Raw genomic sequence first — 26,537 nt, forward strand, 5'->3', positions numbered from 1 at the left:
CTGCACTGCGCGGCGAGAAACCGCGTAGCCGCTCCACAAGGGGCTGACGCAGATGCCTTGCTTTTTCGCAGTTGCTGCACCCGCACGCCCCGCCGTGCGGCGCGTTGGCCGTGCATGTCCAGCGCCTAGCCGGCCTGCTGCGCTGTTGCGCTGCGCCACCGCTCCAACCACCACAGCAACGTGGCAGCGAGCACGAACCCCAGCCACCATGGCCAGCGCGGACCAGGCTGCGGTGTGGCGTGTGCTGCGTGTGGCGCTGCGCCGGTGTTGACCAGCGCCAGCGTGGCGTGGCGTTGCGTGTTGGCGAACAGGGCGGGTGCATCGGTGGGCGTGCGGATGTACAGCGCGCCGCGGCGCTGGCCGTCCTGCCAGCGATACCAGCCGGCCTGCGCGGGCCACAGGCCGGCGCAGGCGGCGGCACCGGTGTCGGGCGCTGGCAGCAGCGGCTGGGTGTGGCCGTCCGGTGCCTGCAGCCGCGCTGCCGTGCCCAGTGCGCAGATGGCGATGCGTTGGTCGCGCCACCCTGTGCGCAGCGGAGCGTGCGCGCGTGGCTTGGCGCGGGCCAGCGTGGCCAGCGTCTGGCTCCAGAGCGCGGCGTGCAGGGCGGGGCGAGCGCCCAGCACCAGCCGATAACTGTCGGTAACCGCGATCAGGCCGATGCGCCCGCGCCCCAGTGCGCGCCACCAGGCGTAGGGCGTGCCATCGGCGGCGCGCTGCAGGGCGACGGCATCGGCATCGGCCGGTGCCAGGGCGCGGCGTTCCAGTGCGGGCACGGCCGGTGCGGTGGTATCGGCGGGCGTGGCTGGCGGCCGGCCCGCATCCGCAGCGGTAGGCGGCTGGGTTGGCACAGATGCAGCACCGACCCGCATCGGTGCGGCGGCGCCATCGCCACGCACGGGCAGGCCGAGTTCGGCCATTGCGTTGAGCTGCGCGGCGTCGGGCGGGCCGCCCAGGCGCAGCAGCAGGCCAAGCCCGCGTTCCACTGCTGCGCGCAGGGCACCGCGTTGCGTGCGCGATAGCGCGGCCAGCGCGCGTTCGTCGACGATCAGCAGGTCGCTGCGGTCCAGCGTGGTGGGGTCGAGCGGGCGGGGGGCATCGCCCAGTTGCATGCCGCCGCCGGTGGCGATCTGGGTGTGCAGTTGCAGCCCGGCGTCATGCGCCCAGCGGCGCAGGTACTTGAGTTCGGGCTGTGGCGCGCCGGCCAGGATCCAGAGGTTGGCCGGTGGGCTTTCCACCACCGACACCGGCAGCGTGGCCTGGTCGCGCACACGCCCCTCGGGGCCAAGCACGCGCACCACGAACACGCTGTCGCCGGCGGCACGCACGTTGCCGGTGAGCCGGAAGCGGCCATCGGCGCCGGGGGCGACCAGGTCGACGCGGCGACCGGCCGGGTCCAGCAGCTCCAGCCTGGCAGCGCGCAGCCCGCTGATGCGGCCCTGGATCGTCACGTCGCTGCCGGGCGCGGCGAGCGCGGGCGTGTCCAGTGCGCTCAACCCGGGGACGGGCGGCGGTGCGGCGTAGCGCAGCGGCCAGCCACGCGCGGCGTCGCGGTCGCGCGCGGGCAGGCCGGCACCGACGATGCGCAGCCCGGTAGTGCCGGGGTGACGGCGCAGGGCGGTGGCCAGATCGGGCATGCGCTCGGCCGCACGCAGCGCTGTGGGGGCCTCGGGCAGGGCGATGACGGTGTCGCCAGCCGCCGCCTGCAAGGCCGGGGCGCCGGCGCCGGCGGTGGCCACCACCAGGGTGCCGGCGGTGCCAGGTTGCGCCGGCGGCAGCAGGGCGCAATACAGCAGCGCCGCGCACACCGGTTGCAGCGCCAGCAGCGTGGCCTTGCGCCAGACCGGCAGGCGCGCGCGGCGCAGCCGCCACCAGGCCAGCAAGGTGATCGCGAGCAGGGCTACCAGCACACCCCAGGCCGGCATCACGGGCGCTCCTGTGCATGCAGCGCATCGAGATAGCGCTGGCCGCCGGCATCGGCGGCCTGGCGCGGTTGCACGGCGGCCGGCGGGCGGACCAGCAGCGGCCAGAGCAGCGCGCGCAGGCGTTGCCGGCACGCGGCGCAGGCGGGGGTGGCACGCAGGGTCTCGACCGCAGCGGCCAGATCCAGCGGGCCGTCGAGGGCGGCCTGGTGTGCGGGTAGCCAGCGCGCAAAGGCGTCCAGCGCGGCGCGATCGCCGGCCGCCGTGGGGTCGTCCAGCGCCTGCCACAACGCCACCGGCTGTGGGTCGGCAATGCTGCGCTCGACCAGCGCATCGGCGCCGCGCACCAGCCCGTCGCGCTTGCCGCGCATGCGCCGGCCGGGGTCGATCGGCGGCAGTTGCGTGCCCACCCGCGGCAGGTAGATGCGTTCGGCTTGTTGCACCTGTTTGATGAAGCCCAGCGCCTTGTTGGCATAGGGCAGCGCGCGCTCGGGGTGGCCCTGGCGCAGTTCGCCTTCGGACTGCCACATCTGGTCCAGCGCGGCGCGCAGCAGGGCGCGGGTCTTGGGGTCGAGCAAGGTGGCGGCCTCGGCGTGGTCATGGGTGTGGCCGAATTCGGACAGCACGTCCTGCGCCTGGCCAAAGCCGCTGCGCGTGGTGGGCGCGCCGCCGTGGTCGTGGCCATGGTGATCGTGATCGTCGAGCGCGGCGGCGCCGGCCGGATGTGCGTCGTGATCGTGGTCGTGATCGGCACTGGCAGGTGGGTGGGCCGGCGGTGCGGGAGCATCGGCGGTTGGCAGATCGTCGGCCGGGGCATCGCTGGTGGGCATGGTGTCGGCCGTGGTTGGGCCCTGGGGCGCGCCCTCGCTCTCTTCGCCCAGGAACTGGCCGTAGCGCAGCCGCAGCAGGCGCTGGTCCACGCCGATGGCGTCGGAGCGCTTGAGGTAACTGGCTGCATCCAGGCGCGGTTGTTCCTTCAGCAGCGCCTGCGCGTCGATGATGATCTGGCGCTGGCTGCGGAAGTAGGCCGGCAGGGTGCGTTTGACGCTGGCCTCCAGGCCGGTCGAGGTGCTCGCTTCGGGCGGCGGCCAGCGCAGGATCACGCTGGCGCTGCGGCCTTCCTGCGGGCCGGGCTGGCGGGTGTCGTGGACGATGAGCTGGGCGATCAGGTCCTCACCGGCTTCCATGCCCAGCGCCTGCGGCTGCAGGGTGGTGGCGAAGCGGCGGCGGTTGACCGGGCCGCTGCCGGTGAGGCTGCGACGCTCGGTCGTGAAGGTGATGTTCTCGCCGCTGCCCTGGGCCAGGGTCAGCCGCAGTTCGGCGCTGGCGGCCACCGCGTAGTCGTCGCTGGCTTCGAACTGCAGCGCCCAGCCGCGATTGCCGGTCTGGGCCGGCGTCCACAGCACCAGGCTCTGCTCGGGCGCCAGCACGCGGACCTGCGGCGGGCGGTCCGGCTGCACGTCCAGCCGGTGCAGCCGGCCGTCGGCGGGGGCGCCGTCGATCAGGATGCGATACAGCGCCGGCAGTTCGGCCAGCCAGTGGCCTTGCCACTGGTCGCTGCTGCCTTGCCGGGTCAGCGCGACCAGGCGGCCGTCGCCAAGCCGCAGCGCCACCGTGCGCGGGGCGGGGCTGACCTGCAGCTGCCAGTCCAGCCGGGTGCCGGCCGGCACCCGGGCGTCCAGGCCGGGCAGGCGTGCGGCCGGCAGGCCGGTGTAGGCCGGTGGTGCACTGTGCAGCCGCGCCTGCCGCAGCATGGGGGCGCCGCGCTCGGCACGCGCTGTGGCGAGGCGATCGCCGTTGGCGGCCGATGGTGGCAGTGCGCGCGGCGGCCACAGCAGCAATGCCGCGCAGGCGAATACGCCCAGCAGGCTCCAGGGCCCGGTGCGCCGCCACGGCCAGGCCGGACGTAGATCGCGCGGGCTGCTGCGCAGGCGTTGTTCCAGCCGCTGCCGTTGCAGCGCCTGCAGCGGGCCGAGGCGTTCGCGCGGGAGCAACAGCAGGTCGCTGCTGTCTTCCAGCTCCGGCGCACGGTCCAGCCGGCGGATCAGCCAGGCCTGGTCCAGTCGGCGTGCGGCCCGCAGCGCCACCGCTGCCAGCACCAGCAGGCCCGCAAGCAGGGCGCCTGCAAGCCACCACGGTGCGGGCGCCGCCTGCAGGCGCCAGGCCAGCACCGCCGGCAACAGCGCCAGCGGCAGCCCGAACAGCAGCACGCCGGCCGCCGCTCGCCGGCGTGCGGCCTGCCACGCGCGCTGCAGCTGCGGGGTGCTCATGCCGCCGCGTTCCGGCGTGGGGCGGTGGCCAGCCAGCGCTCCAGGGCGAACAGCAGCAGCACCAGGCCGACCAGCCAGGGCGCCAGCGACTGCGGCGGCAGGTTGAGCCGGATCGCGGCGCCACGCTGCGGTTGCTGGGTCTGCGCCGGTGCGGCGTGCGGGGTGGGCGGTGGCTGCACTGCGGTGCGCAGGCGGGCGGGGAAGTCGGCATCCAGCAGCGCGGGCAATTGCTGCGGTTGCAGCGAGGCGGTCCAGCGCAGCACCCGGCCACGGCCCAGCGCTGCGGCTTCCAGCAGCGGTTCGCCATCGGTCTCGGGGACTGCTTGCAGCGGGGCGGCGAGCGCGGCGGGAACCGACGCCTGCGCCTGCAACACCAGCTGCCCACCTGCCGCGACCCAGGCGATGACCGATTCCGGCGGAGCGCTGGGCGACAGCCAGACCACGACCGTGCCGGGCGCCCAGCGCGGCGGCTGCGCGGCCGCCGGCGTGACCACCGGCAGGCGGTCCGGCAGCGCCCAGGCCGCCTGCACGGCGCGCAGATAGCGCAGCGCCGGCATCGCGGTGTCGTCGGTCACCACCTGCAGGTGCAGCGGGGCGGGCGGTGTGGGTGCTGCCAGCGGCGAGTGGCCGGGCAGCACCTGCCATTGCACGGCACGCGCGAGCTGGATGCGCTGCGCATCCAATGCGCCCCATTGCGCGGGCACGATCACGCGGAGCGCCGCCCCGGCCGGCAGACGGGCGTCGAGTTCGCGCAACAGGCTGCCGACCGGCTGCGCGGTGCCCAAGGTCGCGGGGCTGCGGTCAGCGGTATCGGTATTGATCGGCGCAAAGCCCGGCGCCAGCCAGAGCCATTGCGCGTCATCGGCGTGGGGCAGCGCACGCGCGGCGGCCAGATCCACGCCCGGGCTGACGGCGATGCGTGGGCGGCTGTCCTGCCGCTCGCGCAATGCCGGTTCGGCCAGCAGCAGGGCCAGGGCGGCCAGCAGCAGCAAACGCAGCAACAGCAGCGGCCATTCGTCCAAGCGCACCCGGTGGCGCGGGCGCGGCATCGCCCGCAGCCAGCGCAATGCGGCGAAGTCGGTGGGGCGGTGCTCGCTGCGCCGTGCCAGGTGGATCAGCAAGGGCATCAGCAGCGCGGCCAGCGCAGCCAGGCCGGCGGGCAGGAGCAGCAGCAGATTCACCGCACGCTGCCTGCGTGGGCGGAGACGGCAACGGCCACGCGCATGCAACCGCGCGGCGCAGGTAACGGCCGCGGCGTGCCGCGATGTTGCGCAGCCAGCGAGCAGTGGCAAGCCGTCATCGCGCAGACACCGGCGCCGCCAGGCAATCGCGATGCGCGCGTGATGCATGCCTGTGCCGATGCCGATCCCGATGCGGGGCAGCGGCTGTGCAGCGGCTGCCTGCCCACGGCAACGACCGTCGTGGGTTTCCCGGTTGCCGCATCGCCTGCGCCTCTGCGCGCGCGCCGCGGTGGCAGCAAGATCGGGCCTGCACGACTGCTCACCGGGCCGTGCCCTGACCAAACAGTTGGCGCAACGCGGCATCGGCCGGCGCATCCAGGTAATGCACGGCGTGGCGGATGCCAGCCGCCTGCCAGCGTGCCTGGCGCGCGCGCTGGGCATCGGCAAAGCGCTGCAGGTAGTCGGCACGCATGGCCGCACCGTCGCCAAGCAGTTCCTGCCCGGTTTCCGGATCGCGAAAGCGATGGCCGCCGGCGAACGGGAAATCGCGCTCGTCGCAGGTCAGCACCTGCAGCTGCAGCACTTCGCGGCGCGCGGCGGCGAATTTTTCCAGCGCGGCGGCCAGTTCCTCGTCGAATCCGTCGCCGATGGACAGCAGCAAATCATGCGCGGCGATGCGTTCCCACAACGGCCGCAGTGCGTCCAGTCCGGGCCAGCGGCCACCGGCGCGCAAGTTCTGCAAGGCCAGCCACAGCCGGTCGCGTTGGCGGCTGCCGACACCGGCCGGCACCGCGACCAGGCCGCCGCCATGCAAGGCGTAGAGCCCGACACGGTCGCCCTGCTGAAGCGCCACCTCTGCTGCGCAGGCGGCCAGCGTGGCCATCGTGTGCAGGCGGGTGTGCTGCGGCCGTGCGCTGTCGGCCTGGCCGGCCGATGCGGTGGCGTCGAGCAATAGCCATAGCGTCAGCGGGCTTTCGCGCTCGGCTTCGCGGACGAAGAAGCGGTCCGAGCGTGCGTAGAGTTTCCAGTCGATCTGGCGCAGCGCATCGCCCGGTTCGTAGGCGCGGTATTGCGCAAATTCCAGCCCGGCACCGCGGCTGCGGCTGGCGTGCTGGCCAATGCCGTGCGCGCCCTGCGCCTGGCGTGCACGCAGCTGCAGGCCGCGCAGGCGGGTGCGCACATCGGCGGGAATCAGCGACGGCAACGGCATCTGCGCCACGGCCCGATCAGGACGGGAACGGCACGGCGTGCAGCAGCGCGGCGACCACCTCGTCGGCGCTGCGTTGTTCGGCTTCGGCGGCGAAGGACAGCAGCAGGCGATGCCGCATCACCGGCGCGGCCAGCGCCAGCACATCCTCGCGGGTGGCGGCGAGCCGGCCATGCAACAGCGCTCGTGCCTTGGAAGCGAGCACCAGCGACTGGCCCGCGCGCGGGCCGGCGCCCCATTTGATCCACTGGCGCACTGCGTCACTGGCCTGTGGGCCAGGCCGGCTGGCGCGCACCAGGCGGTTGATCCAGGTCAGCAACTCTGCGCCCACATGCACGTGCCGCACATGCTGCTGCAGTGCCTGCACGCTGGCCGCATCCATCACCTTGGGCACCTGCGCGCTGGCCGTGCCGGTGGTCTGGCTGAGGATGTCGCGCTCTTCCTGCTCGCTGGGGTAGTCCACGCGCACATGCAACAGAAAGCGATCCAGCTGCGCCTCCGGCAGCGGGTAGGTGCCGGCCTGCTCGATCGGGTTCTGCGTGGCCAGCACGAAGAACGGCGCCGGCAGCGCATACGTGGTGCCGGCGTAGCTGACGGTGCGCTCGCTCATCGCTTCCAGCAGCGCGGCCTGGGTCTTGGGCGGGGTGCGATTGAGTTCGTCGGCCAGCAGCAGGTTGGTGAAGATCGGCCCTTGCTGGAAGCGGAAATGCCGGTGGCCGGTGCCGTGGTCTTCTTCCAGCAACTCGGTACCCAGGATGTCGCTGGGCATCAGGTCCGGGGTGAATTGCACGCGGCGGAACTGCAGCTCCAACGCCTGGCCAAGCGAGCGCACCAGTAGCGTCTTTCCCAGTCCGGGCGCGCCTTCCAGCAGGCAGTGGCCACCGGCCAGCAAGCCGATCAGCAGCTGCTCCACCACTGCCTCTTGGCCGACCACGGCCTGCGCCAAGGCAGCACGCAGCGCGCCCAGTTGCGAGAGCTGGGCAGTGAGGATGTCGTTGCTGGGGGACGTCATGGGGGAAGTCTCGTTCTGTGGCTGCTGGCGTAGGCGCGCGCTGGCGCGCTCCTGCGTGCTGGAGTCAGTTGGTCAAGGCATACATCACGATGTTCACGCCGAACCGGGTGTTGTCTTCGGCCAGAAAGCGCTTGTTGCGCCAGTCGTAATCCCATTCGCAGCCGTAGTCCTTGTTGCTGTAGAGCACCCCCAGCCTGCCGTCGATGTGGATGCCCTTGAGATAATCGTGCACCAGGTCGTCGCCCCAGCCATTGAGTTCGAAGCTGGTGGCTGGCGGGCCACCGGGAAACTTGAAGAACGCGCTGTACAGGCGGTGATCGTTCGGCAGCTTCTGTAAGGCGCTCTTGCCGAAGATGGTGCGCATCTGCGCCTCGAACGAAGTGGCGAACAGGCCGTCGATATCGTGGTTGCAATCGTCCACGAAGACGAAGCCGCCGTTGCGCACGTATTGTTCGAAGTTACGTCGCTCGGCCGGGTTGAACTCCACCACTTTGTGCCCGGACAGATAGCAGAACGGCGCCTGCAACATGCGCGGATCGGCCAGGTCGATGACATGCTCCTGCGGGTCGACCCGCAGCTGCGTGTAGTCGATCAACGAGGTCAGCAGGTTGGACGGCATGCGCGCATCCACATCCCAATCGCCGGAGTCGTAGCGCAGCCGCGTAAACCAGAAGTCGTAGTTGCCGGCCGCATGCACTCGCCGCGGCAGCGCCAGTGCCCCGGCGCTGCCGAGCAGCAGGCCGAGGACGTGACGACGTGATGTAGCAGCCGGGAGGGAATCGGCAACCGGCAGCGCTGGCGAACAGTCAGGTCGAGCGGAGCGGCTCTTGCTCCCCCATTCCCGATTCCCCGCTCCCGATTCCCGGTTCTCGGTCACACTGCATCCGACAACGAGGTAAACGTGAAATCGCGCAGCCGCATCGGCGGAATCATCATCACGTAGCTGGATTCGTCGCCGGCCACGCGCACCGGCTTGCCCAGCTCGTCGATATTGTTGAGCATGATGATGGGCGATTCGTTGAAGCGGAAATTCTTCACCGGGTGCTTGATCTGCCCGTTCTCGATGTAGAACGTGCCATCGCGGGTCAGCCCGGTGAGCAGCACGGTCTGCGGGTCGACCATGCGGATGTACCAGGTGCGCGTGACCAGGATGCCCTTGTCGGTGCCGCGCACCAGTTCGGCGATGTTCTTCTCGCCGCCGGCCATCAGCAGGTTGCCCGGCTCGCCCACCGCACGCTTGCCGTTCTTCTGCGCCCAGTAGCGCGAATACTGCAGGTTGGCGATCTTGCCGTTCTCCACGATGGACATCTTCTCGCGCGGCAGGCCTTCCTCGTCCCACGGCAGCACCGCTGCGCGTGCATCCCATGGGTCGGCGGTGATGTTCACGCGCGGATCGTAGACCTGTTCGCCCAGCTTGTTGCCGCCTCCCTTTTTGGACAGGAAGCTGCGGCCTTCGTCGGCCATGCGCGCATCGAAGTAGCGCATCATGAAAGAGATCAATCCCGCCGCTGCCGCCGGCTCCAGGATCACCGTGTACTTGCCCGGCTCCAATGCCTTGGCCTCGGCCGAATCGCTGGCCTTGCGCATGGCGATGCGGATGTCCTGCTCGGCCTTGAAGTCGGCTGCATCTTTGAGATTGCGGCCCACCCAGCCCGAGCCACGGCCGTCTTCGGTGCGCACGGTGCAGGTGTAGTCGAAGCGTGCGCCGCGCTGATAGCCGAAGTTGCCCTTGCTGTTGGCAAACGCGGTGAAGCTCTGCCCATCTTCCAGAAAACCGGCCGCGATCAGGCCCTTGCCCTTGCACGGGGCAATCGAATCGGCGGCCACCTGCGCGCGGAACGCCGGGTCCACTGCAGCGGTGGACTCGCTGAAGGTGGGGCTGGGTGCATAGGTCTGCTTGTCGACCGCCGGCATGAACTCCGGATTCTCCGGTGCCAGCCTGGCCAGGTCTTCGGCGCGGCGCACCACGCGCTCCAGCGAGGCGTCATCGAACGCATTGATGGTGGCCACGCCGACGCGCTTGCCGAACGCCACCTGCACCTGCAGGTCGGTGTTGTCCACGATGCCGCTGGTGGAGACATTGTTGAGCGCAAAACGGATATTGCCGTCGATCGCGCCGCTGAGCGTGGCGGTGCATTCGTCGGCCTTGGACAGCTTGATGACCTTGTCCAGGATGGCCTTGGCCTGCGCTTCGGTAAGGATGCTCATATGGGTTTCTCCTGTCAGCCGAGCGAGCGGGCGGTGCTGATGACGTTGATGCCATCGAAGCGGGCGGTGGACGAACCATGCGAGACCGCCGAGACCTGGCTCGGCTGGCCCTTGCCATCGAAGAACGAACCGCCGAGGCGGTAATCGCGTTGATCGGCCACGGCGCTGCAGGCATTCCAGAATTCCGGGGTACGGATCTGGTAGGCCACGTCTTCGAGCATGCGGGTGATGGCACCGTTCTTGATTTCATAGAACAGCTGACCACCGAACTGCGCGTTGTAGCGCTGCTGGTCGATGGAGAACGAGCCATCGCCGATGATGTAGATGCCGTTCTCCACGTCCTTGATGACATCGCTCACGCTGAGCTGCGTCTTGCCGGCGGCCAGTGAGACGTTGGGCATGCGCTGGAACTGCACGCTGGACCAGGAGTCGGCGTAGCAGCAGCCATCGGAGGCCGTCTTGCCCAGGATATGCGCCTGATCGCGGATGGCCTGGTAATCCACCAGCTTGCCGTCGCGGATCAGGTCCCATTGCTTGGTCTTCACGCCTTCATCGTCGTAACCCACCGCGCCCAGGCTGCCTGCCTGCGTCTTGTCGGCGAGGATGTGCACCTTGTCGCTGCCGTACTGGAAGCCGGACTTGAGCTTGTCCAGCGTGGCGAAGCTGGTGCCGGCGTAATTGGCCTCGTAGCCGAGCACGCGGTCCAGTTCCAGCGGATGGCCGATCGACTCGTGGATGGTCAGCCAGGTATGCGAAGGGTCCAACACCAGGTCGTACTTGCCGGGCTTCACTGAAGGCGCCTTGAGCTTTTCCTGCGCCTGCTTGGCTGCGGCGATGGCGTCTTCCTTCATATCGTAGGACAGGCCGTAGTTCACCACGCCATTGGGCGAGACGAACTTGCCGGCGGCAGCGCCGTCCAGATACTCGTAGCCCATGCCCATCGGTGCGGACAGCCCCTCGCGGGTACGGAACTTGCCGCTGGCCTTGTCGATGGCGGTCACGCTCATCGGTGCCCAGATGCGGTGCACATCCTGGTCGATGTAGGAGCCGTCGGTGCTGGCGAAATACTTCTGCTCGTTGACCACGAACAGCATCGAGTTGACGAAGTTGGCGCCGGCGGCGGCCGCAGCGGCATTGACGCCCAGCAGCAGGTCCACCTTGTCCTTGATCGGCACTTCCATCGCGTTCTTCTTGATCGGCGTCTTCCAGCTGACCTCGCCCACGCCGGGTGCGGGCGCCAGCTGCACCGGCGTGCCCTGCACCCTGGCGTTGGCCTTGGCGATGGCCACTGCCTGCGCCGCTGCCTTGGCCACGCCCTGTTCGGTGAGCTCGTTGGTGGCGGCAAAGCCCCACGCGCCGCCCACGATCACGCGGATGCCCGTGCCGATGGACTCGGCGTTGACCACGTTCTGCACCTTGTCTTCGCGGGTAATCACGAACTGCCGCAGATAGCGCCCGATGCGCACGTCGCAGTAACTGGCGCCGGCCTGCCGCGCGGCGTTGAGGCCGGCGTCGGCCAGGCGCTTCTTGCGGCTCACATCGAAGGGTGTCAACAACTGCTCGGCGGCAATCGCGTTGCCGAAGTAGGCGGGCAGGACGAGCCCGCCCATGGTCAGCCCGCTCAGGGCCAGGAAATCACGTCGCTGCACGGGCAACTCCCAATCGTCGCGCACGCTGCGCGGGTGGTGTAGTGACGCGCGGATGGCACCCGCACGGTGTCGCCGATTCTTGCCGGGCGATGAATGCCGCGTCAAATGACTTTCGGCAGGGGTGTGGGCGAGTGCCCCTGCCTGGTGCCACGGCACTGTGCGAGGGCGTGTCGGGTGGCAGTCGTGCCGCTCACTGCGCACGGCCCGTGTCGGCAGGCCGGCATGGGCTGGTGGGTGTGGACACCCGTGGCGGCGCGACCGGCACCCGCGTGCGGCGTGCGCTCACCACAATGCGCGCGCGGTGTTGATGACGTTGATGCCGTCAAAGCGCGTGGTGGAGGCACCGTGCGACACCGCCGACACCTGGCTGGGCTGACCCTTGCCATCGAAGAACGAGCCACCCAGGCGGAAGTCGCCTTCGTCGCATACCGCGCTGCAGGCGTTCCAGAATTCCGGCGTGCGGATCTGGTAGGCGCCGTCTTCCACCAGCCGCGTGACCTGGCCGTTCTTGATCGCGTAGAACAGTTGCCCGCCGAACTGTGCGTTGTAGCGCTGCTGGTCGATCGAATACGAGCCGCGCCCGTGGATATACAGCCCGCGCTCGACGTTGCGGATCATCTCGGCCACTGCCAGCGGCGTCTTGCCTGGCGCCAGCGAGACGTTGGGCATGCGCTGGAATTGCACGTTCGACCAGGAATCGGCGTAGCTGCAGCCATCCGAAGCGGTCTTGCCCAGCAGGTGCGCCTGGTCGCGGGTGCATTGGTAATCGACCAGGATGCCGTCCTTCACCAACTCCCATTGTTTGGTCTGCACGCCCTCGTCGTCGTAGCCCACCGCGCCCAGGCTGCCCGGCTGCGTCTTGTCGGCGACAAAGGTCACCGCATCGCTGCCCCAGCGGAACTTCGCATCGCGCTTGTCCAGCGTGGCAAAACTGGTGCCGGCGTAGTTGGCTTCGTATCCCAGCACGCGATCGAGTTCGAGCGGATGGCCCACCGACTCATGGATGGTGAGGAACAGGTTGCTCGGGTCGATCACCAGATCGTACTTGCCCGCTTTCACCGATGGCGCGGTGAGCTTGGCGCGTGCCTGCTTGGCGGCGGCGATGGCGTCTTCGCGGGCATCGTAGCTGTTCCCATAACCGACAAGCCCGCCCGGCAGCGCATGCTTCTCGCGCGGATCGCCATCCAGGTATTCGTAGCCCATGCCCATCGGCGAAGACAGCCCGTCGCGGGTGCGGAACGTGCCGCTGGCCTTGTCCACCGCGGTCACGGTGAACGGTAGCCACAGCCGATGCACGTCCTGGTCGATGTAGGACCCATCGCTGCTGGCGAAATACTTCTGCTCGTTGATGGCGAACAGGCGCGACGCCACGAAGGTGGCGCCGGCATTGAGCGCGGCCGCATTGACGTCCATCAACAGCGCCACCTTCTCCTGCAATGTCACCTCCATCGCGTTCTTCTTGATCGGCGTGCGCCAGCGCACCTCGCCTGACGGCGTCACCGGTGCCAGCTGCACCGGCGTACCGCCCAGCCGCGCATTGGCCTTGGCAATCGCCACCGCCTGCCGCGTGGCCGCAGCCACCCCATCGCTGGTCAGCGTGTGGGTGGCCGCGAAGCCCCAGGCGCCATCGGCCAGCACGCGCACGCCCACGCCGCTGGATTCCGCGTTGACCACGTTGTCCACCTGCGCCTCGCGGGTCATCACGAATTGGCGCAGGTAGCGGCCAACGCGCACATCGCAATAGCTGGCGCCAGCGGCCTTGGCGGTGGTGAGCGCGGTATCGGACAGGCGTCGGTTGCGCGCCGCATCCACCGGCGCGAGCAGGTGGTCGGCCGCGATCAGCCGCGTGTTCGGCAGCAGCATGCCGGCGGCCCCGATGCTGGACAGGGTGAGGAAGGTACGACGGTCCACGTGCGGTCTCTCCAATCAGTGCGCGCAATGCAGCAGATGCACGCTAGCAGCCGAGCCTTACCGCCCATGCCGGTTTGGTCAAGTGCCGCCGCCCGACCGGCCCAGCGTACAGCCCCCCATGCAGAGGGGAATTGCCGTTGCAGTAAGCGAACCCGAGCGCTTGTGGCCGCACGCGTGCGCCGTTAGTTTTGCCGTCCATAGCCGCCTTGCTGCGCTGCGTTTGGTGCCGCCGTTGCAGCGCGTGCGCCGTCCATATCACTTTGGGGGAAACGTGATGAAAACCACCGCTCGCTGCGTCGTGGCGGCGCTTATTGTCCTTTCCGGCATGTTGCCGCTGGTGAGCGCCGCTGCCGACTGGTATGTATCGCCGACCGGCTCGGACAGCAACACCGGCACGCGTGCGCGGCCGTTCGCCACCGTGATGGCCGCGCAGGCCGCAGCGGCCAGCGGCGATACCGTCTACCTGCGTGGCGGCACCTATCGCCTGACCACGGCCAACATCACTGCGGTTCGGCAGCCCTACGCGATCGTCAACGACATCACCAAGGACGGCATCGCCTACGTCAGCGCCGATGCCGAGCGGCCGGTGTTCGACTTCACTGCGGTGACTCCGGCGGACCAGCGCGTGGCAGCATTCCGGATCAAGGCCAGCCACTGCACCTTCCGCGGCTTCGAGGTGACTGGCGTGCGTATCACCATCGCCGACCGCCTGACCCAGTCGGAGGCGTTCCGGGTGGAAGGCGGCAACGGCAATCTGTTCGAACGTCTGGCCATCCACGACGGCCAGGCGATCGGCTGGTATCTGGTGGCCGGCAGCAATAACCGCGTGCGCAATGTCGATGCATACAACAACAAGGGGTTGAACAGCTTTTCCTACGGCAATATCGATGGCTTCGGCGTGCACCCCGCAGCGGCCGGCAGCACCGGCAACAGCATCGAAGGCAGCCGAGCCTGGAATAACAGCGATGACGGGTTCGACCTCATCAATGCCTGGGAAGCGGTGACGCTGCAGCACAACTGGTCGTTCCGCAACGGGTTCGACGTGGACGGCACGCTGCTGGGCGATGGCAATGGCTTCAAGGCAGGCGGCTACGGCCGCAACGGCAGCGCCTATCCGCAACCGGTGCCGCAGCACCGCATTGCCTTCAACCTGGCGGTGGACAACCGCAGCAACGGGTTCTATGCCAACCATCAGATCGGCGGGCAGACCTGGATCAGCAACACCGCCATCAACAACGGCCGCGCCAACTTCGACATGCTTTCCACGCTGGCGGACAACCGCACCGACGTGCCTGGTTACGCGCACACCCTGGCCAACAATCTCGGCTATGGCGCAAAGGTCGAAATCGCCAACCTGGGTGCGGCCAGCGCCAACACCATCGGGCGCAACTCCTTCACCCTACCGCTCAACGCCACTGCGCGCGACTTCGTCAGCCTGGACGAGCGCCAGCTCACCCGCCCGCGCCAAGCCAACGGCAATCTGCCGGTCGTCAGTTTCGCAACACTGGCCCCGGGTAGCGCGCTGATCGATGCCGGCGCCGATGCCGGCGAAGCCTTCAACGGGCGCGCACCAGACCTGGGCGCGTTCGAAACGCAGTAGTCCGCGCGCCAGCGCTCATTCGAAATACAGTGAGCGCAGTGCGCGCAGCGATGCGGCCGCTTGTGGAGCTGGCCGGGACAACGTTTCCTGATAAAGCTGCGCTGTCGCTCCACAGCGCCATAGCGGCGACGACGCTGCCCAGTTGAACGTTGCCTTCTGCGAGGCCACCCGTTCCCAGAACAGCGCGTTGTAGCGGACCTGGACGGCATTTCTGGCTGTTTCTGGCACATCCTGCTGCGGCTGCTTGAGCGATGCTGCTTCGACCAGATCGGCAAGTAGTTCGCGCACGCGTGCGTGGGTTCTCTGGTCTTGTAAGCGGGCGTCGTTATTGAGCAATGCGTTACATTGCGCCTTGTTGCGCGTGCGTGCGGCGTGCTCCCAGAGTGCGGCGGTGCCTTGCCCCCAACGCACCAGGTCGGCGTCGGACGATCGCCCAAATGCAAAGGCATTCAGTTCGATGTAGAGCCTGCGCAGCCAGGCAATTGCAATCTCCTTGTCTTTAGCGAGCAAGGCCTGCCGGATCGCGGGCGCACGCTGCAGAACCGGGTCCGGCTGCTTGTCCGCGTAGGCCAGGTAGGCACGCCAGGTTGCATCGCTTGCGTTCATCTGATGAAGCGCGCCAGCCATGGCAAGGGCCGCTGGTGTCGCTTGTCTGCCCTGGGCATCCACCACCCGCAGACTTACGCCGCTGTCGATGAGTTCGATGGCATCGACCCACGCGACCGACGTCGGAGGGGTATGACTGCGCTTGGAGAGCAGATCCGGCCCAAATCCGGCCCGCAGCAAAATCTCGCGCGACTGCGTCTCTACGTGTTGCAGCGCAGACTCCCGCCACTCTTTGGGCGATCTGCTCGGTGTCGAGGTCTGATGCAGGCCGATGGACCCATGCAGGCCCAACTCCGGTGCCGGTGACGCAGCCCATAGCAGGGTGCAGGCGCTGGCGCAACGGTCATCGACGCGCACCACCAGTTCACGGGCACGCACGATCTTCGCCACTTCCAGCGCATCTTCGACCAGGCCACCACCGCTAAGAATGTCGATCCGCTGCAGGTGTGGCGCCTGCGCAATGGCTGCCTTGAAGTCCGGGACGAAATTCGCCGAGATGAACCCATCGATACGTAGCACGCGCTTGTCTGCGCTGAGTCGCATGCGGGCATCGGTCTCCTCGTGGCGGATACGATCATTTTCGATCTGCTGAAACAGCAGTGTGGCGATCAATGGCAGTGCCGATATCAGCAACCAGACCGACGTCCAGGCAGGGGAGGTGCCGTAGCCGGGGTCGCGCTTGACCGCAACGCCGAGCACGGCCGCTGTCAGCAGCAGCGAGACGGCAAACAGGCCCAGGTGCCACGCAAGCGGCAGTGGGGGTGGCCCGGGCGCGTGCATCCCCCACAGCGGCAATGCAACGCCCAGTGCCAGGCAGCCGATCAACGCGGCGATGCCGCATACACGCAGCCACGGTGTGCGGCGCGGACTCCAACGACGGCCGAGCGATGTCCAACTCGGCTCGCCAGGGCACCAGGACATCGTGTCCGGCCGATACTGGCCATGCTCGAATTCCGCCTTGACCCGGCTGATTTCCCTTGCGCCCAGATAGCCGCGCCGGTCGCGTAAATGGAGTGATTGCATGTCTATTTCAGCCAGCGTAATAGGGCTACCAGCGCCAGTGCAGTGATCCCTGCCACAACGTACAGGCCTGTTTGCCACCGGCCGGTAGGCCGATGCGTGACGACCCAGCCTGGCTTGCTGTCCCAGGAGGTGCTTCCCGCATTGATGAGATGTACCAGTGCAAATAGCTGTACAACCATGTTGATCGGCGGTAACCCCAGCCCCATGCCGAAGACGAATATCCGCCCCTCGCGGCAAAAGGCATCCGCCACGCCCAGCGCATAGCCGTCAGGACGCAGGACCCTGATCCCGAACAACCACTTGCCGGGACTACTGCCGCAAAGCCCGATCCAGATTGCGAGCATCGCCACCAACAAGAGTGTCGTCAGCATGCCTGACACCAGTGGCCTGCTTATCAACGGATAGACCAGTGACGAATACAGCGGCGGGCTCACGGTACCCACCACCATGCCGATGGCAAACCACAGCAGCATCCCCAGCGCGAGCGAATCGAAACTACGCGCAAAATATCGGCGCCACGGGTGCGGCCGCACGTCCTGCCAGCCATCGGCATACACATGCAGCGGCGGTGCATCGGCGGGTAACACCTGTGGCACACGGCTCATCGGGGCGAGGAAGTCGCCGGAACCGAAATGGGGGTTCGCCCGGCGATCCTTGGTGACCAGCCTTTCCGGCAAGGGCGGCGGTTCTGGGCCGGTGACTGGAAGTTCAGGCGGCGCGGAGTGGAACAGGGAGCAGGTTGCGTACGCTTTCCAGTCGGCCATGCCTGCTGTCCACATCAATGTGTCCGGGCGCAGGCGCCCTTCTGCAAACCATGCCTGTATCTCCAACCGTGTTCCGCCCACCGCGCCGCCATTTTCCTGGGCGTACCAGTACTGCTCCATCCCGATGGGTGACATGACGGCCTTCTGTTGGTGGAATGGTGACGGCACGTGTCCGTCGCACGAGTGCTGCAAACACCAGCGGGATGCAGCGACAGCACCGCGCGTCAGTGCATGCGGTGACGGCTTGCACGCAGCCCTGCCGTTCTCACCCGTGGGCGCTATCGCATATGCGCCAGGCGTTCGACGATCTCTTCTGCATGGGTTTCGATCAGGCCTTCCGACGTGCCCCAGGCGGTGCTATTGGTCGACTCCACATCGAAGGCAGCCACGGTCTTGCCAGCATCCTTGACCTCGATCGAGGTCTTGACCTTGTCGCGTCCGGCCATGATGCCAGCCCAGAACCGTGCGCCATTGCTGCGCATGTAGTAATGGGTCACGCGGATGTCCAGTTGGCGTGCCCCCGGCGCTCCCTGCGTGCCACGGAGTTTGGCTTCGACCAACTTGGCATCGAGCTGTCGCCGAAACATGGCCAGGCTGGCTGCATCGGTATCGTCGTTACCAGTGATCTGATACCAGTATGTGGTGGCAGCGTCGGCCTTGTATGACTGACGTACCACGCTGTTGGTAGAGCAAGCGCACAGCAAGGAGGCGCCCATCAGCGTGAGTGCGCAGGCCATCTTCTTCATGTCGTCCCCTGTGGAATCCATTCGAACCAGCCGATTGCCAGCTGGCTGCGAAGCGTAACAAGTCCCGGCGCCAGTGAATGTCGGGAGAATTCCGACAATGCGAAGCGCGGGGATATAACCAACGCGGTCAAGGGCGTCGCCGATGCGGTCACTCAGCACCTTCGCATACAACCCGAAGGCCGTAGTCGATCACAGTTCAGTACAAGCGAGACGATTTGTCGGGTGCCAATACGGCTGCTGCATTATTTCTGTTGCGCAAGATGAAGCACAGATCGTTATTCGCCATTGCTGCATGGTTGAATCCATTGCGAAAGTGACAGAACGTCAAGTGCTGTACGCGGATGCGACAGCATGGCGAGCTGCGCCGGCCGGAAGGCGGATCGGGATTCGAAATGCGGCTTTAAGGACGCTCTGAACAAAGCAGCCTGATCTGCGACAATTAACCGACGACCCAAGCGGACGATTTCGATGCAACTGAGCTTTGGCGACGCGGAGTACAACGGCAAGCGCAAGCGAACACGGCGGGAGGTGTTCCTGGCCGAGATGGATCAGGTGGTGCCTTGGAAGGCCTTGCTGGCGCTGATCGAACCGCACTATCCCAAGTCGGGCCAGCCTGGTCGACAGCCGTATCGACTGGAAACGATGCTGCGGATTCACTTTCTGCAGCAGTGGTATGCGCTGAGCGACCCTGGGGCAGAAGAGGCGTTGTACGACACGTTGTCGATGCGGCGTTTTGCGAAGATCGGCGGCCTGGATGGGGTGCCCGATGAGACCACGATTCTCAACTTTCGGCATCTGCTGGAACAGCACGACTTGGCACGCAAGCTGTTTGATCGAGTGAACGCGCATCTGTCACGCAAGGGCCAGAGCTTGCGTGGTGGCACGATCGTGGATGCCACGATCATTGCTGCGCCCAGTTCGACCAAGAACAAGCAGGGCGAACGCGATCCGGAAATGCACCAGACCAAGAAGGGCAACCAGTACTACTTCGGGATGAAAGCGCACATTGGCGTGGATGATGAGTCCGGGTTGGTGCACCACGTGGAATGCACGGCGGCCAACGCGGCGGACGTCACGCAGGCGCACAAACTGCTGCACGGCAAGGAAGACACGGTGAGCGGGGACAGCGGCTACACCGGACTGGACAAGCGCGAGGAAATGGCAGGCAAGGGCAAGCTGCGCTACCTGATCGCAGAAAAGCGCTCGAAGTTGAAGCAGATCAAGAACAAACGCGCGTTGAAGCGGGCAAAGCGTTGGGAGCACACCAAGGCCAGCTTGCGGGCGAAGGTGGAGCATCCGTTCCGCGTGATAAAACGCCAGTTCGGCTACGTCAAGGTGCGCTATCGCGGTTTGGCGAAGAACACCGCGCAGGTGTTGACGCTGTTTGCGCTGTCGAACCTGTGGCAGAAGCGAAAGCACTTATTGCCTGCGATGGCCGAGTTGCGTCTGTAATCCGGGGAAACCCTCGGAAATGCGCTGAAAACGGCGAAAATCGAAGGTTTGAACGAGTTTTACGCGACCCAGGACGGCTTTTTCCGTCTCCTGGCTGCGTTGATCAGACAATCCTTAAAAGCACTGGCTTCTCGTCACCCGCATCAGACAGCTGAAATTTCCGTCACAGCCGTGTGGTTTGAACAAAAAATTCCCTTCGTTATCAGGAGATACCGATGTCGTTCAAGATCATCAGCTGCGATGGCGGCGGTATTCGAGGCTTGATTACCGCTTTGTTTATCCAGGACCTCGATCAGCACAGTCAGATACTCGAGAACGTTGACGGTTTTGCCGGAACCTCTACCGGAGGGCTACTTGCGCTGGCTCTGGTCAACGGTGTTCCTATCGAACAAATCATTAAAATGTACATGACGCAAGGTGCCACCATTTTTGAGTCGAACGGTTGGCTACTCGCTCAAGAGGCTGCGAGCCAGCAGCCCCCACTCGATTCCGCATTGGGCAGCGGCCCTGGCTTCTTGAGCAGCCAGTACAAGAACGATGGATTGCTCACGGTGGCCAAGCACTTGCTTGGAAGCACACCGCTGTCGGCAGCCAAGCGGTTCGTCGCGATCAATTCTGCGCGGCTATGGGATGGCAATAGCTGGATGCCCGCCACCTTTTCCAATACCTCTTCCAGCGCGTATCCAGGGATCAGTATGGTAGATGCGGCGCTCGCCACTTCGGCAGCCCCTACCTACTTTCCGCCCTACCGGGTTGCCGGGGCAAACTACGATTATGGATTTTTTGCCGATGGTGGGGTATTCGCCAACAACCCGGCGATGACGGCCATCGCTGAAGCAGTCGCGAGTGGTCTGGTGAGCAGCGTTGGCGACATCAAACTGCTTTCGTTGGGTACCGGAAGCAGCCCGCAAGGCATTCCGCCTGCAGTGATCGGCAATCCGCTCAAGTGGGGCGTCTCTTCCTGGTTGCACCCATGGGCAAGTGGGACGGTGCCGGCCATGCCCCTGCTCAACTTGACGATGGACACCACCGCTGAACTGGTGCGGATACAGACTGAGCAGATCCTGGGCGGCAATGCCATGCGTGCGAATCTGCCACTTGGCAGGCCGTATGCACTGGACGACTGGAAACACGTCGCCGATCTGGCCGCCGAAGCAACCAGCTACATGAAGACCGATGCGTGGCAGGGAGTGCGTGACTGGGTTTCAAGTAACTGGAGCTAGCGTCCCATCAGTCACCAAAAATTCGACCGACGCGATGCATGACGATTTCGCGCTGTATGCCGCATTCCATCCGGAGTGCGTTCCTGTGTCTCGATTAGGAGAAGACAATGAGTAAGCAATCACCACTGCCGCATGATGATGCAAGTATCCAATGGACCGATGCTGTCAGCGAGAAAGGTGTGCCATTCCAGGTTGGATTCAGCAACGCGAGTGCCAGCGGGGCCGACGATACAGCAGTACAGGGCAAGAGGGATTTCGGGATCGACGTCAATTGGCCGCTGACCGATAATGCCTGGACCGATACTAACCAGGACGTCAAGTCCACTGCGGCCATCTCCCGTTATGCATTGGGCCCCAATGGGGGCGGCACATGGGCTTACATCCTGCATTTCAGCAACACGGAACACTACAACTACTACTTCTCCGACAAGACCGGCGATGGATACCAGGTGAATACGTTTCGCAACGGCGATCACTATGTGAGATACAACTCCAGTGACCCCGCCATCACCTTCATCAAAGGTAGCTGAGACCGGGAGACCACGGAAGCCGGCGATTTCCGGCGCGTGTGGCTTGCTACCAGTGGAGTGCGTCGTTTGGTGGCGTCCTTGCACCCATGGCTTCGCCGCCGCCGCTCTTGCAGTGTGCTTGCCATCTTGATGGCGATGCCAGGTGCGGCTGCACGATCGAGCCGGTCATCGTGCGGCGTCGTGCCTGCATGCTGCGCAGCGCGAGCGGTATCGTCGGATGCGTCGATGGTGACCTGCCAGGGGTTCTTGATCTGCTGCGTGCAACCGTTCGGCAATCAGGATCCTGTCATGGCTGCTGCCTAGAGAGCGGTTCTGGCAGGCGTCATCCCGCAAGCAATGCCGGGTGACGCCATGCCAGGATTCGTCTCGCTTGGTCGAGACGGTTCAGCGCGTTGCATCTCCAGCCTGGGCTGTATTGATTGCATCGTTTTCCAGGTGATACCGCGTCGCCTCGGCCACTTCGTTCTTCGACCCCAGGAACACTGGCACGCGCTGGTGCAGTTGGGTGGGTTGGATGTCGAGAATGCGTTCGCGCCCGGTGGTGGCGGCGCCGCCGGCCTGTTCCACCAGCATGCCCATCGGATTGGCTTCGTACATCAGGCGTAGCTTGCCGGGCTTGGCGGCGTCCTTGTTGTCCCACGGGTAGATGAAGATACCGCCGCGGGTAAGGATGCGGTGCACGTCGGCCACCATGCTGGCGATCCAGCGCATGTTGAAGTTCTTGCCGCGTGTGCCTTCCGTGCCGGCCAGCAGATCGCCCACGTAGGCCTGCATCGCCGGTTCCCAGTGGCGCTGGTTGGACATGTTGATGGCAAATTCGGCAGTGTCTTCGGGCACGCGCATGTCACGCTGGGTCAGCAGGAAGCTGCCTTCCTCGCGCTCCAGGGTGAAGGCGTGGGTGCCGTGGCCGAGCGTGAGCACCAGCATGGTGCTGGGGCCGTAGATGCAGTAGCCGGCGGCCACCTGCTGGGTGCCCGGTTGCAGGAAGTGTTCGTCGCCAGGCTTTTCCGTGCCCTTGGGGGCGCGTAGCACCGAGAAGATGGTGCCCACCGAGACGTTGACGTCGATGTTGGAGCTGCCGTCGAGCGGGTCGAACAGCAGCAGGAAGTCGCCGCTGGGGTACTGGTCGGGCACCGGCTGGCTGTGGTCCATCTCTTCGGAGGCGCATGCGGCCAGATGGCCGCCCCAGGCATTGGCTTCGAGCAGGATGTCGTTGCTCAGCACATCGAGTTTCTTCTGCGCCTCGCCCTGTACGTTGCCGGTGCCGGCATCGCCCAGCACGCCGCCCAGGGCGCCCTTGCTCACGGCGATGGAGATGCGCTTGCAGGCGCGCGAGACGATGGTGATGAGCTGGCGCAGTTCCGCATCGATCCGGCCGGCATGTTGTTCTTCGATCAGGAAGCGGGTCAGCGAGGGACGCGACATGGAGCGGGCAGCCTGTTTGTAGGAAGTGAGCCGCCATTGTCGCCATTGCGCCGTTAGATTTCGATCACTGCTGCGCGTTTGGCTGCGGGGATGATCGAATATGTGCGAATGGGCGGTTTGGGTGGAAATTGCAGCGGGTGCCCTCATCCGCCCTTCGGTCACCTTCTCCCGCAGGCGGGAGAAGGGAGCTGGCAGGAGTGGCTGCCTGGTCGGGACCGATCCATCAGCGGCTTGGAGCACGGGCAAAAAGAAACCGGGAGGCTTGCGCGCTCCCGGTGTGCAGGGCATCACGGCGGCTGCGTGCAGCAGCGGCCGGCTACATCCGGCTGACCGTCGCTATGGCCTGGGCCACGTAGTCCAGGTTGCGCTGGCTCAGCGCGGCCACGCAGATGCGGCCGGTGCCTACGGCGTAAATGGCGAACTCGTCGCGCAGGCGGTCCACCTGGGTCCGGGTCAGGCCCGAGTACGAGAACATGCCGGCCTGGCGCTGGATGAACTCGAATTCCGGGGCGCCCAGCGTCGCCAGCTTTTCGACCAGGCCGGCACGCAGGGCGTGGATGCGCTCGCGCATCTCGGTGAGTTCCTGCTCCCACACATCGCGCAGTTCCGGGCTGGTCAGCACGGCGGCGACCAGTGCGGCGCCGTGCGTGGACGGGCTGGAATAGATGGTGCGGATGATGCGCTTGACCTGCGACTGCACGGCCTTGGCTTCGGCCGCAGTGGCCGAGACCACCGACAGCGCACCCACGCGCTCGCCATACAGCGAGAACGACTTGGAGTACGAGCTGGCAACCACGTAGCTGTCGATGCCTTCGGCGGCCAGCAGGCGTACCGCATAGGCGTCGGCTTCGATGCCCTTGTCGAAGCCCTGGTAGGCGATGTCCACGAACGGGAACAGGTTGCGCTCCTTCAACAGCCCGGCCACCTGCTTCCACTGCTCGCGGGTCAGGTCCGCGCCGGTGGGGTTGTGGCAGCAGGCGTGCAACAGCACCACGGTGCCTGGTTCCAGCTTGGCCAGGTCGGCCAGCATGCCGTCGAAGTTCAGGCCATGGCTGGCGGCGTCGAAATAGGTGTAATCCACCACCTCGAAGCCGGCCGCGCCGAACACCGCGCGGTGGTTTTCCCAGCTGGGATTGCTGATGGCGATGGTGGCAGTGGGCAGCAGCTTCTTGAGCAGGTCCGCGCCCACGCGCAGCGCACCGCTGCCGCCGACGGTCTGCGAGGTCGCCACGCGGCCAGAGGCCACCAGCGCCGACTCGGCGCCGAACAACAGCTCCTGGGTGGCCTTGTCGTAGGCGGCCAGGCCGTCGATGGGCAGGTAACCGCGCGGTTTGGCCTCCTGCGCGAGCTGCTGCTCGATCCTGTGCACGGCGCGCAACAGCGGGATGCGGCCGTTTTCGTCGTAATAGATGCCCACGCCCAGATTGACCTTGTTGGGGCGGCTGTCGGTGTTGTAGGCCTCGGTCAGGCCCAGAATGGGGTCGCCTGGAACCTGTTCCACGTTTGCAAAGAAGGACACGGCATGACTCGCTGAAGGACGAAAGAGTGGGGTGCTTCCGGATGGTTGACCGCTGCGGGGCCAAACCAGCGCATCGTAGCAGGGCATGGCAGGCGTGGCATGCTTCGTTCCGTACGCAACGATGTGGCCAGCGTACGGATGGGCGACACTGGCGCGATGCCCAGATCCTGCTTGTTGGCCGCTGCCTGCGGCCTGTGCGTTGCCAGTTTCGCCAGTGTGGCCGCACCCAGTCCCGCGCTCCCCCCGCCGCAGCTGCCCGCCGTGCAAGTGGAGGCGGCCCGTGTGCATGCGGTGGACGATTTCGACCTGCCGGCCGCGTTGACCGTGGTGGTGGCCGCCGATGACAACCGCCGTGGCGCGCAAGTAGCCGAGTTGCTGGACGGCATCCCCGGGCTGCTGGCGCGCGACCGCCAGAACTACGCGCAGGACACCCAGTTGTCGATCCGCGGCTTCGGCGCGCGCTCCACCTTCGGCGTGCGCGGCGTGCGGCTGCTGGTGGACGGCATTCCGGCCAGCATGCCGGACGGCCAGGGCCAGCTCTCGCATTTCAACGTGCTGGGGGCGCAGCGGGTGGAGGTGTTGCGGGGGCCGTTCTCGGCGCTGTACGGCAATTCCTCCGGCGGCGTGCTGCAGCTGTGGAGCGCCGATGGCAAGCCGGACGACCCGTGGCGGCTGCGCGCCACCTACGGCAGCAACGCCACGGTCAACGTGGGCGCGCAATTGCTGGGACAGCAAGGCGCGCTGCACTACAACCTGGCCGCCAACCATTTCGAGACCGACGGCTTCCGCGACCATAGCCGCGCCAGGCGCGGTTCGGTCAACGCCAAGCTGGGGTTCGACCTGGCCCCCGGCCGTCGGCTGGATCTGGTCCTGAACACCCTCGATGCGCCCGATGCGCAGGACCCGCTGGGCCTGAGCCGGGATCAGTTCAACGCCGATCCGCGCCAGGCCACGGCGGTAGCGAGCCAGTTCAACACCCGCAAGTCGGTACGCCAGCGCCAGGCTGGGGCAATTTTCACCCAACAGTTCGACCGCCAGACGCTGCGGCTGATGGCCTATGGCGGCACGCGCAGCGTGGAGCAGTTCCTGGCGGTGCCGGTGGCGGTGCAGCGCAACCCGTTGCATGCCGGCGGGGTGATCGATCTGGACAGCCATTACGAAGGCGCCGACGCGCGCTGGGCCTGGCAGGGCGAGGCACTCGGCCGGCCGCTGCGGCTCACCGTGGGCGCCAACGTCGACCGCCAACGCCAGCATCGCACCGGCTACGAAAATTTCGTCGGCGATACGTTGGGCGTGCAGGGCGCGCTACGCCGCAACCAGCGCGACCGGGTGGAGAATGTGGACCAGTTCGTGCAGGCCTGGTGGCAGTGGAGCGCGCGCTGGTCGGCCCTGCTGGGCGTGCGCCATAGCCAGGTGCGCTTTGCCTCGGACGACCATTACATCTTAGGCCGCAATCCCGACGACAGCGGCCGGCGCGACTATTCGGCCACCACGCCGGTGGCCGGCATCGTACTCCGTGTCAGTGACGAACTGCGCCTCTACGCCTCGGCCGGCCGCGGCTTCGAAACGCCCACCTTCAACGAGCTGGGCTATCGCAACGATGGCGCGGCCGGGTTGGCGCTGGACCTGGGCGCGGCCACCAGCCGCAATTACGAGGTCGGCAGCAAGTGGCGCGCGCAAAGCGGCGCGGCGCTGCAGGTGGCACTGTTTCGCGCCGACACCGACGATGAATTGGCGGTGGCCAGCAATACCAACGGCCGCAGCACCTTCCGCACCATCGGCGCCACCCGCCGCCAGGGCGCGGAGCTGAGCTGGCAGCAGCCGGTGGGCGCCACCCAGCAGGTGCAACTGGCCTATACCCTTGTCGATGCCAGCGTGCGCGATGGCTACCTCACCTGCGCCAGCAGCGGCTGCGCGGTGCCTACCGCGCCGGTGGCCAGTGGGGCGCGCCTGCCCGGCGTGCCGCGGCAGCAGCTGTTCGCGCGCTGGCAGTGGCAGCCGGCGCATTGGCAGTTCGCGGCCGAATCGGTGGCGTCTGCCGCGACCGTGGTCAACGACCTGGCCACCGAACGTGCGCCCGGCTACGCGGTGGTCAATCTGGAAGCGTCGCGCCGCTGGAACACCGCCGTTGGTGTGCTGCGCGCCTTTGCGCGGATCGACAATGCGCTGGATCGCCACTATGTGGGTTCGGTGATCGTCAACGATGGCAATGGGCGCTACTACGAGCCCGGCCCGGAGCGCACCTACATGGTGGGCCTGCAGTGGGATGTCGGTGGCTGAGCGCGGCATGGC

Annotated in this window: 19 protein-coding genes; 5 read left to right on the forward strand and 14 right to left on the reverse strand. The window is 66.6% G+C overall.

Going from position 1 to position 26,537, the window contains the following annotated elements; all coding sequences use genetic code 11:
* Positions 1-125 precede the first annotated feature (125 nt).
* From ACCQ13_RS00885 to ACCQ13_RS00925, 9 genes are all read right to left on the reverse strand, one after another.
* On the reverse strand, positions 126-1,922 hold the full coding sequence (locus ACCQ13_RS00885) for an amino acid adenylation domain-containing protein (protein ID WP_159406458.1): 1,797 nt from the start codon (positions 1,920-1,922) through the stop codon (positions 126-128).
* Positions 1,922-4,189, reverse strand: a complete 2,268-nt coding sequence (locus ACCQ13_RS00890) for a DUF4175 domain-containing protein (protein ID WP_167526799.1) — start codon at positions 4,187-4,189, stop codon at positions 1,922-1,924. The genes ACCQ13_RS00885 and ACCQ13_RS00890 overlap by 1 nt, the downstream gene beginning before the upstream one ends.
* Positions 4,186-5,370 carry a BatA domain-containing protein gene (locus tag ACCQ13_RS00895; protein WP_159406459.1) on the reverse strand — a complete coding sequence of 395 codons (1,185 nt, stop codon included), beginning with the start codon at positions 5,368-5,370 and terminating at the stop codon, positions 4,186-4,188. Before ACCQ13_RS00895 ends, ACCQ13_RS00890 begins: the two co-directional genes overlap by 4 nt.
* Positions 5,371-5,689: 319 nt before the next feature.
* Positions 5,690-6,580, reverse strand: a complete 891-nt coding sequence (locus tag ACCQ13_RS00900; protein WP_104604623.1) for a DUF58 domain-containing protein — start codon at positions 6,578-6,580, stop codon at positions 5,690-5,692.
* A 16-nt stretch (positions 6,581-6,596) separates the two neighbouring features.
* The gene (locus tag ACCQ13_RS00905; RefSeq protein WP_104604585.1) at positions 6,597-7,589 is read right to left on the reverse strand and encodes an AAA family ATPase; all 993 of its coding nucleotides are present in this window, start codon (positions 7,587-7,589) and stop codon (positions 6,597-6,599) included.
* A gap of 64 nt (positions 7,590-7,653) precedes the next feature.
* A complete protein-coding gene (locus tag ACCQ13_RS00910) occupies positions 7,654-8,466 on the reverse strand; it encodes a DUF4159 domain-containing protein (protein ID WP_159406460.1) in 813 nt (270 codons plus the stop codon).
* The gene (locus ACCQ13_RS00915; RefSeq protein ID WP_159406461.1) at positions 8,463-9,797 is read right to left on the reverse strand and encodes a TldD/PmbA family protein; all 1,335 of its coding nucleotides are present in this window, start codon (positions 9,795-9,797) and stop codon (positions 8,463-8,465) included. The genes ACCQ13_RS00910 and ACCQ13_RS00915 overlap by 4 nt, the downstream gene beginning before the upstream one ends.
* Before the next feature lie 14 nt (positions 9,798-9,811).
* Entirely contained in the window at positions 9,812-11,446 is a 1,635-nt protein-coding gene (locus tag ACCQ13_RS00920) for a TldD/PmbA family protein (protein ID WP_167526800.1), read from the reverse strand.
* Positions 11,447-11,728: 282 nt separating this feature from the next.
* The gene (locus ACCQ13_RS00925; RefSeq protein WP_167526801.1) at positions 11,729-13,357 is read right to left on the reverse strand and encodes a TldD/PmbA family protein; all 1,629 of its coding nucleotides are present in this window, start codon (positions 13,355-13,357) and stop codon (positions 11,729-11,731) included.
* A gap of 274 nt (positions 13,358-13,631) precedes the next feature.
* On the opposite strand from ACCQ13_RS00925, the gene ACCQ13_RS00930 reads away from it, so the two are divergent.
* Entirely contained in the window at positions 13,632-14,957 is a 1,326-nt protein-coding gene (locus tag ACCQ13_RS00930) for a right-handed parallel beta-helix repeat-containing protein (RefSeq protein WP_104604580.1), read from the forward strand.
* Positions 14,958-14,972: 15 nt separating this feature from the next.
* Here the strand turns inward: ACCQ13_RS00930 and ACCQ13_RS00935 are convergent, their stop codons facing one another.
* The 3 genes from ACCQ13_RS00935 to ACCQ13_RS00945 form a co-directional block, all read right to left on the reverse strand.
* Positions 14,973-16,586, reverse strand: a complete 1,614-nt coding sequence (locus ACCQ13_RS00935) for a hypothetical protein (RefSeq protein ID WP_223214383.1) — start codon at positions 16,584-16,586, stop codon at positions 14,973-14,975.
* Positions 16,587-16,588: 2 nt separating this feature from the next.
* On the reverse strand, positions 16,589-17,485 hold the full coding sequence (locus ACCQ13_RS00940) for an RDD family protein (RefSeq protein WP_159406462.1): 897 nt from the start codon (positions 17,483-17,485) through the stop codon (positions 16,589-16,591).
* Positions 17,486-17,628: 143 nt separating this feature from the next.
* Entirely contained in the window at positions 17,629-18,096 is a 468-nt protein-coding gene (locus tag ACCQ13_RS00945; protein ID WP_104604576.1) for a DUF4410 domain-containing protein, read from the reverse strand.
* Positions 18,097-18,564: 468 nt separating this feature from the next.
* Here ACCQ13_RS00945 and ACCQ13_RS00950 point away from each other — a divergent pair, with 468 nt between their 5' ends.
* The 3 genes from ACCQ13_RS00950 (at position 18,565) to ACCQ13_RS00960 (ending at position 21,301) form a co-directional block, all read left to right on the forward strand.
* Positions 18,565-19,548 (forward strand): IS5 family transposase, encoded by a 984-nt coding sequence (locus ACCQ13_RS00950; protein ID WP_159406463.1) that lies wholly within the window; start codon positions 18,565-18,567, stop codon positions 19,546-19,548.
* 215 nt (positions 19,549-19,763) lie between these two features.
* On the forward strand, positions 19,764-20,771 hold the full coding sequence (locus ACCQ13_RS00955; RefSeq protein WP_104605010.1) for a patatin-like phospholipase family protein: 1,008 nt from the start codon (positions 19,764-19,766) through the stop codon (positions 20,769-20,771).
* Positions 20,772-20,878: 107 nt separating this feature from the next.
* Positions 20,879-21,301: a hypothetical protein gene (locus ACCQ13_RS00960; protein WP_146090347.1), complete on the forward strand. Its 423-nt coding sequence runs from the start codon at positions 20,879-20,881 to the stop codon at positions 21,299-21,301.
* Between the two features lie 384 nt (positions 21,302-21,685).
* On the opposite strand, the gene ACCQ13_RS00965 is transcribed toward ACCQ13_RS00960, so the two are convergent.
* The gene (locus ACCQ13_RS00965) at positions 21,686-22,726 is read right to left on the reverse strand and encodes a class 1 fructose-bisphosphatase (RefSeq protein WP_104605006.1); all 1,041 of its coding nucleotides are present in this window, start codon (positions 22,724-22,726) and stop codon (positions 21,686-21,688) included.
* Between the two features lie 316 nt (positions 22,727-23,042).
* Complete coding sequence (locus tag ACCQ13_RS00970; protein WP_104605004.1) at positions 23,043-24,245, reverse strand: amino acid aminotransferase; 1,203 nt, start codon at positions 24,243-24,245, stop codon at positions 23,043-23,045.
* A 156-nt stretch (positions 24,246-24,401) separates the two neighbouring features.
* On the opposite strand from ACCQ13_RS00970, the gene ACCQ13_RS00975 reads away from it, so the two are divergent.
* A complete protein-coding gene (locus tag ACCQ13_RS00975; RefSeq protein WP_170067019.1) occupies positions 24,402-26,525 on the forward strand; it encodes a TonB-dependent receptor family protein in 2,124 nt (707 codons plus the stop codon).
* Positions 26,526-26,537 lie beyond the last annotated feature (12 nt).

This window comes from Xanthomonas sp. NCPPB 1638 (assembly GCF_041475635.2).
Classification (GTDB): Bacteria; Pseudomonadota; Gammaproteobacteria; order Xanthomonadales; family Xanthomonadaceae; genus Xanthomonas; species Xanthomonas cucurbitae.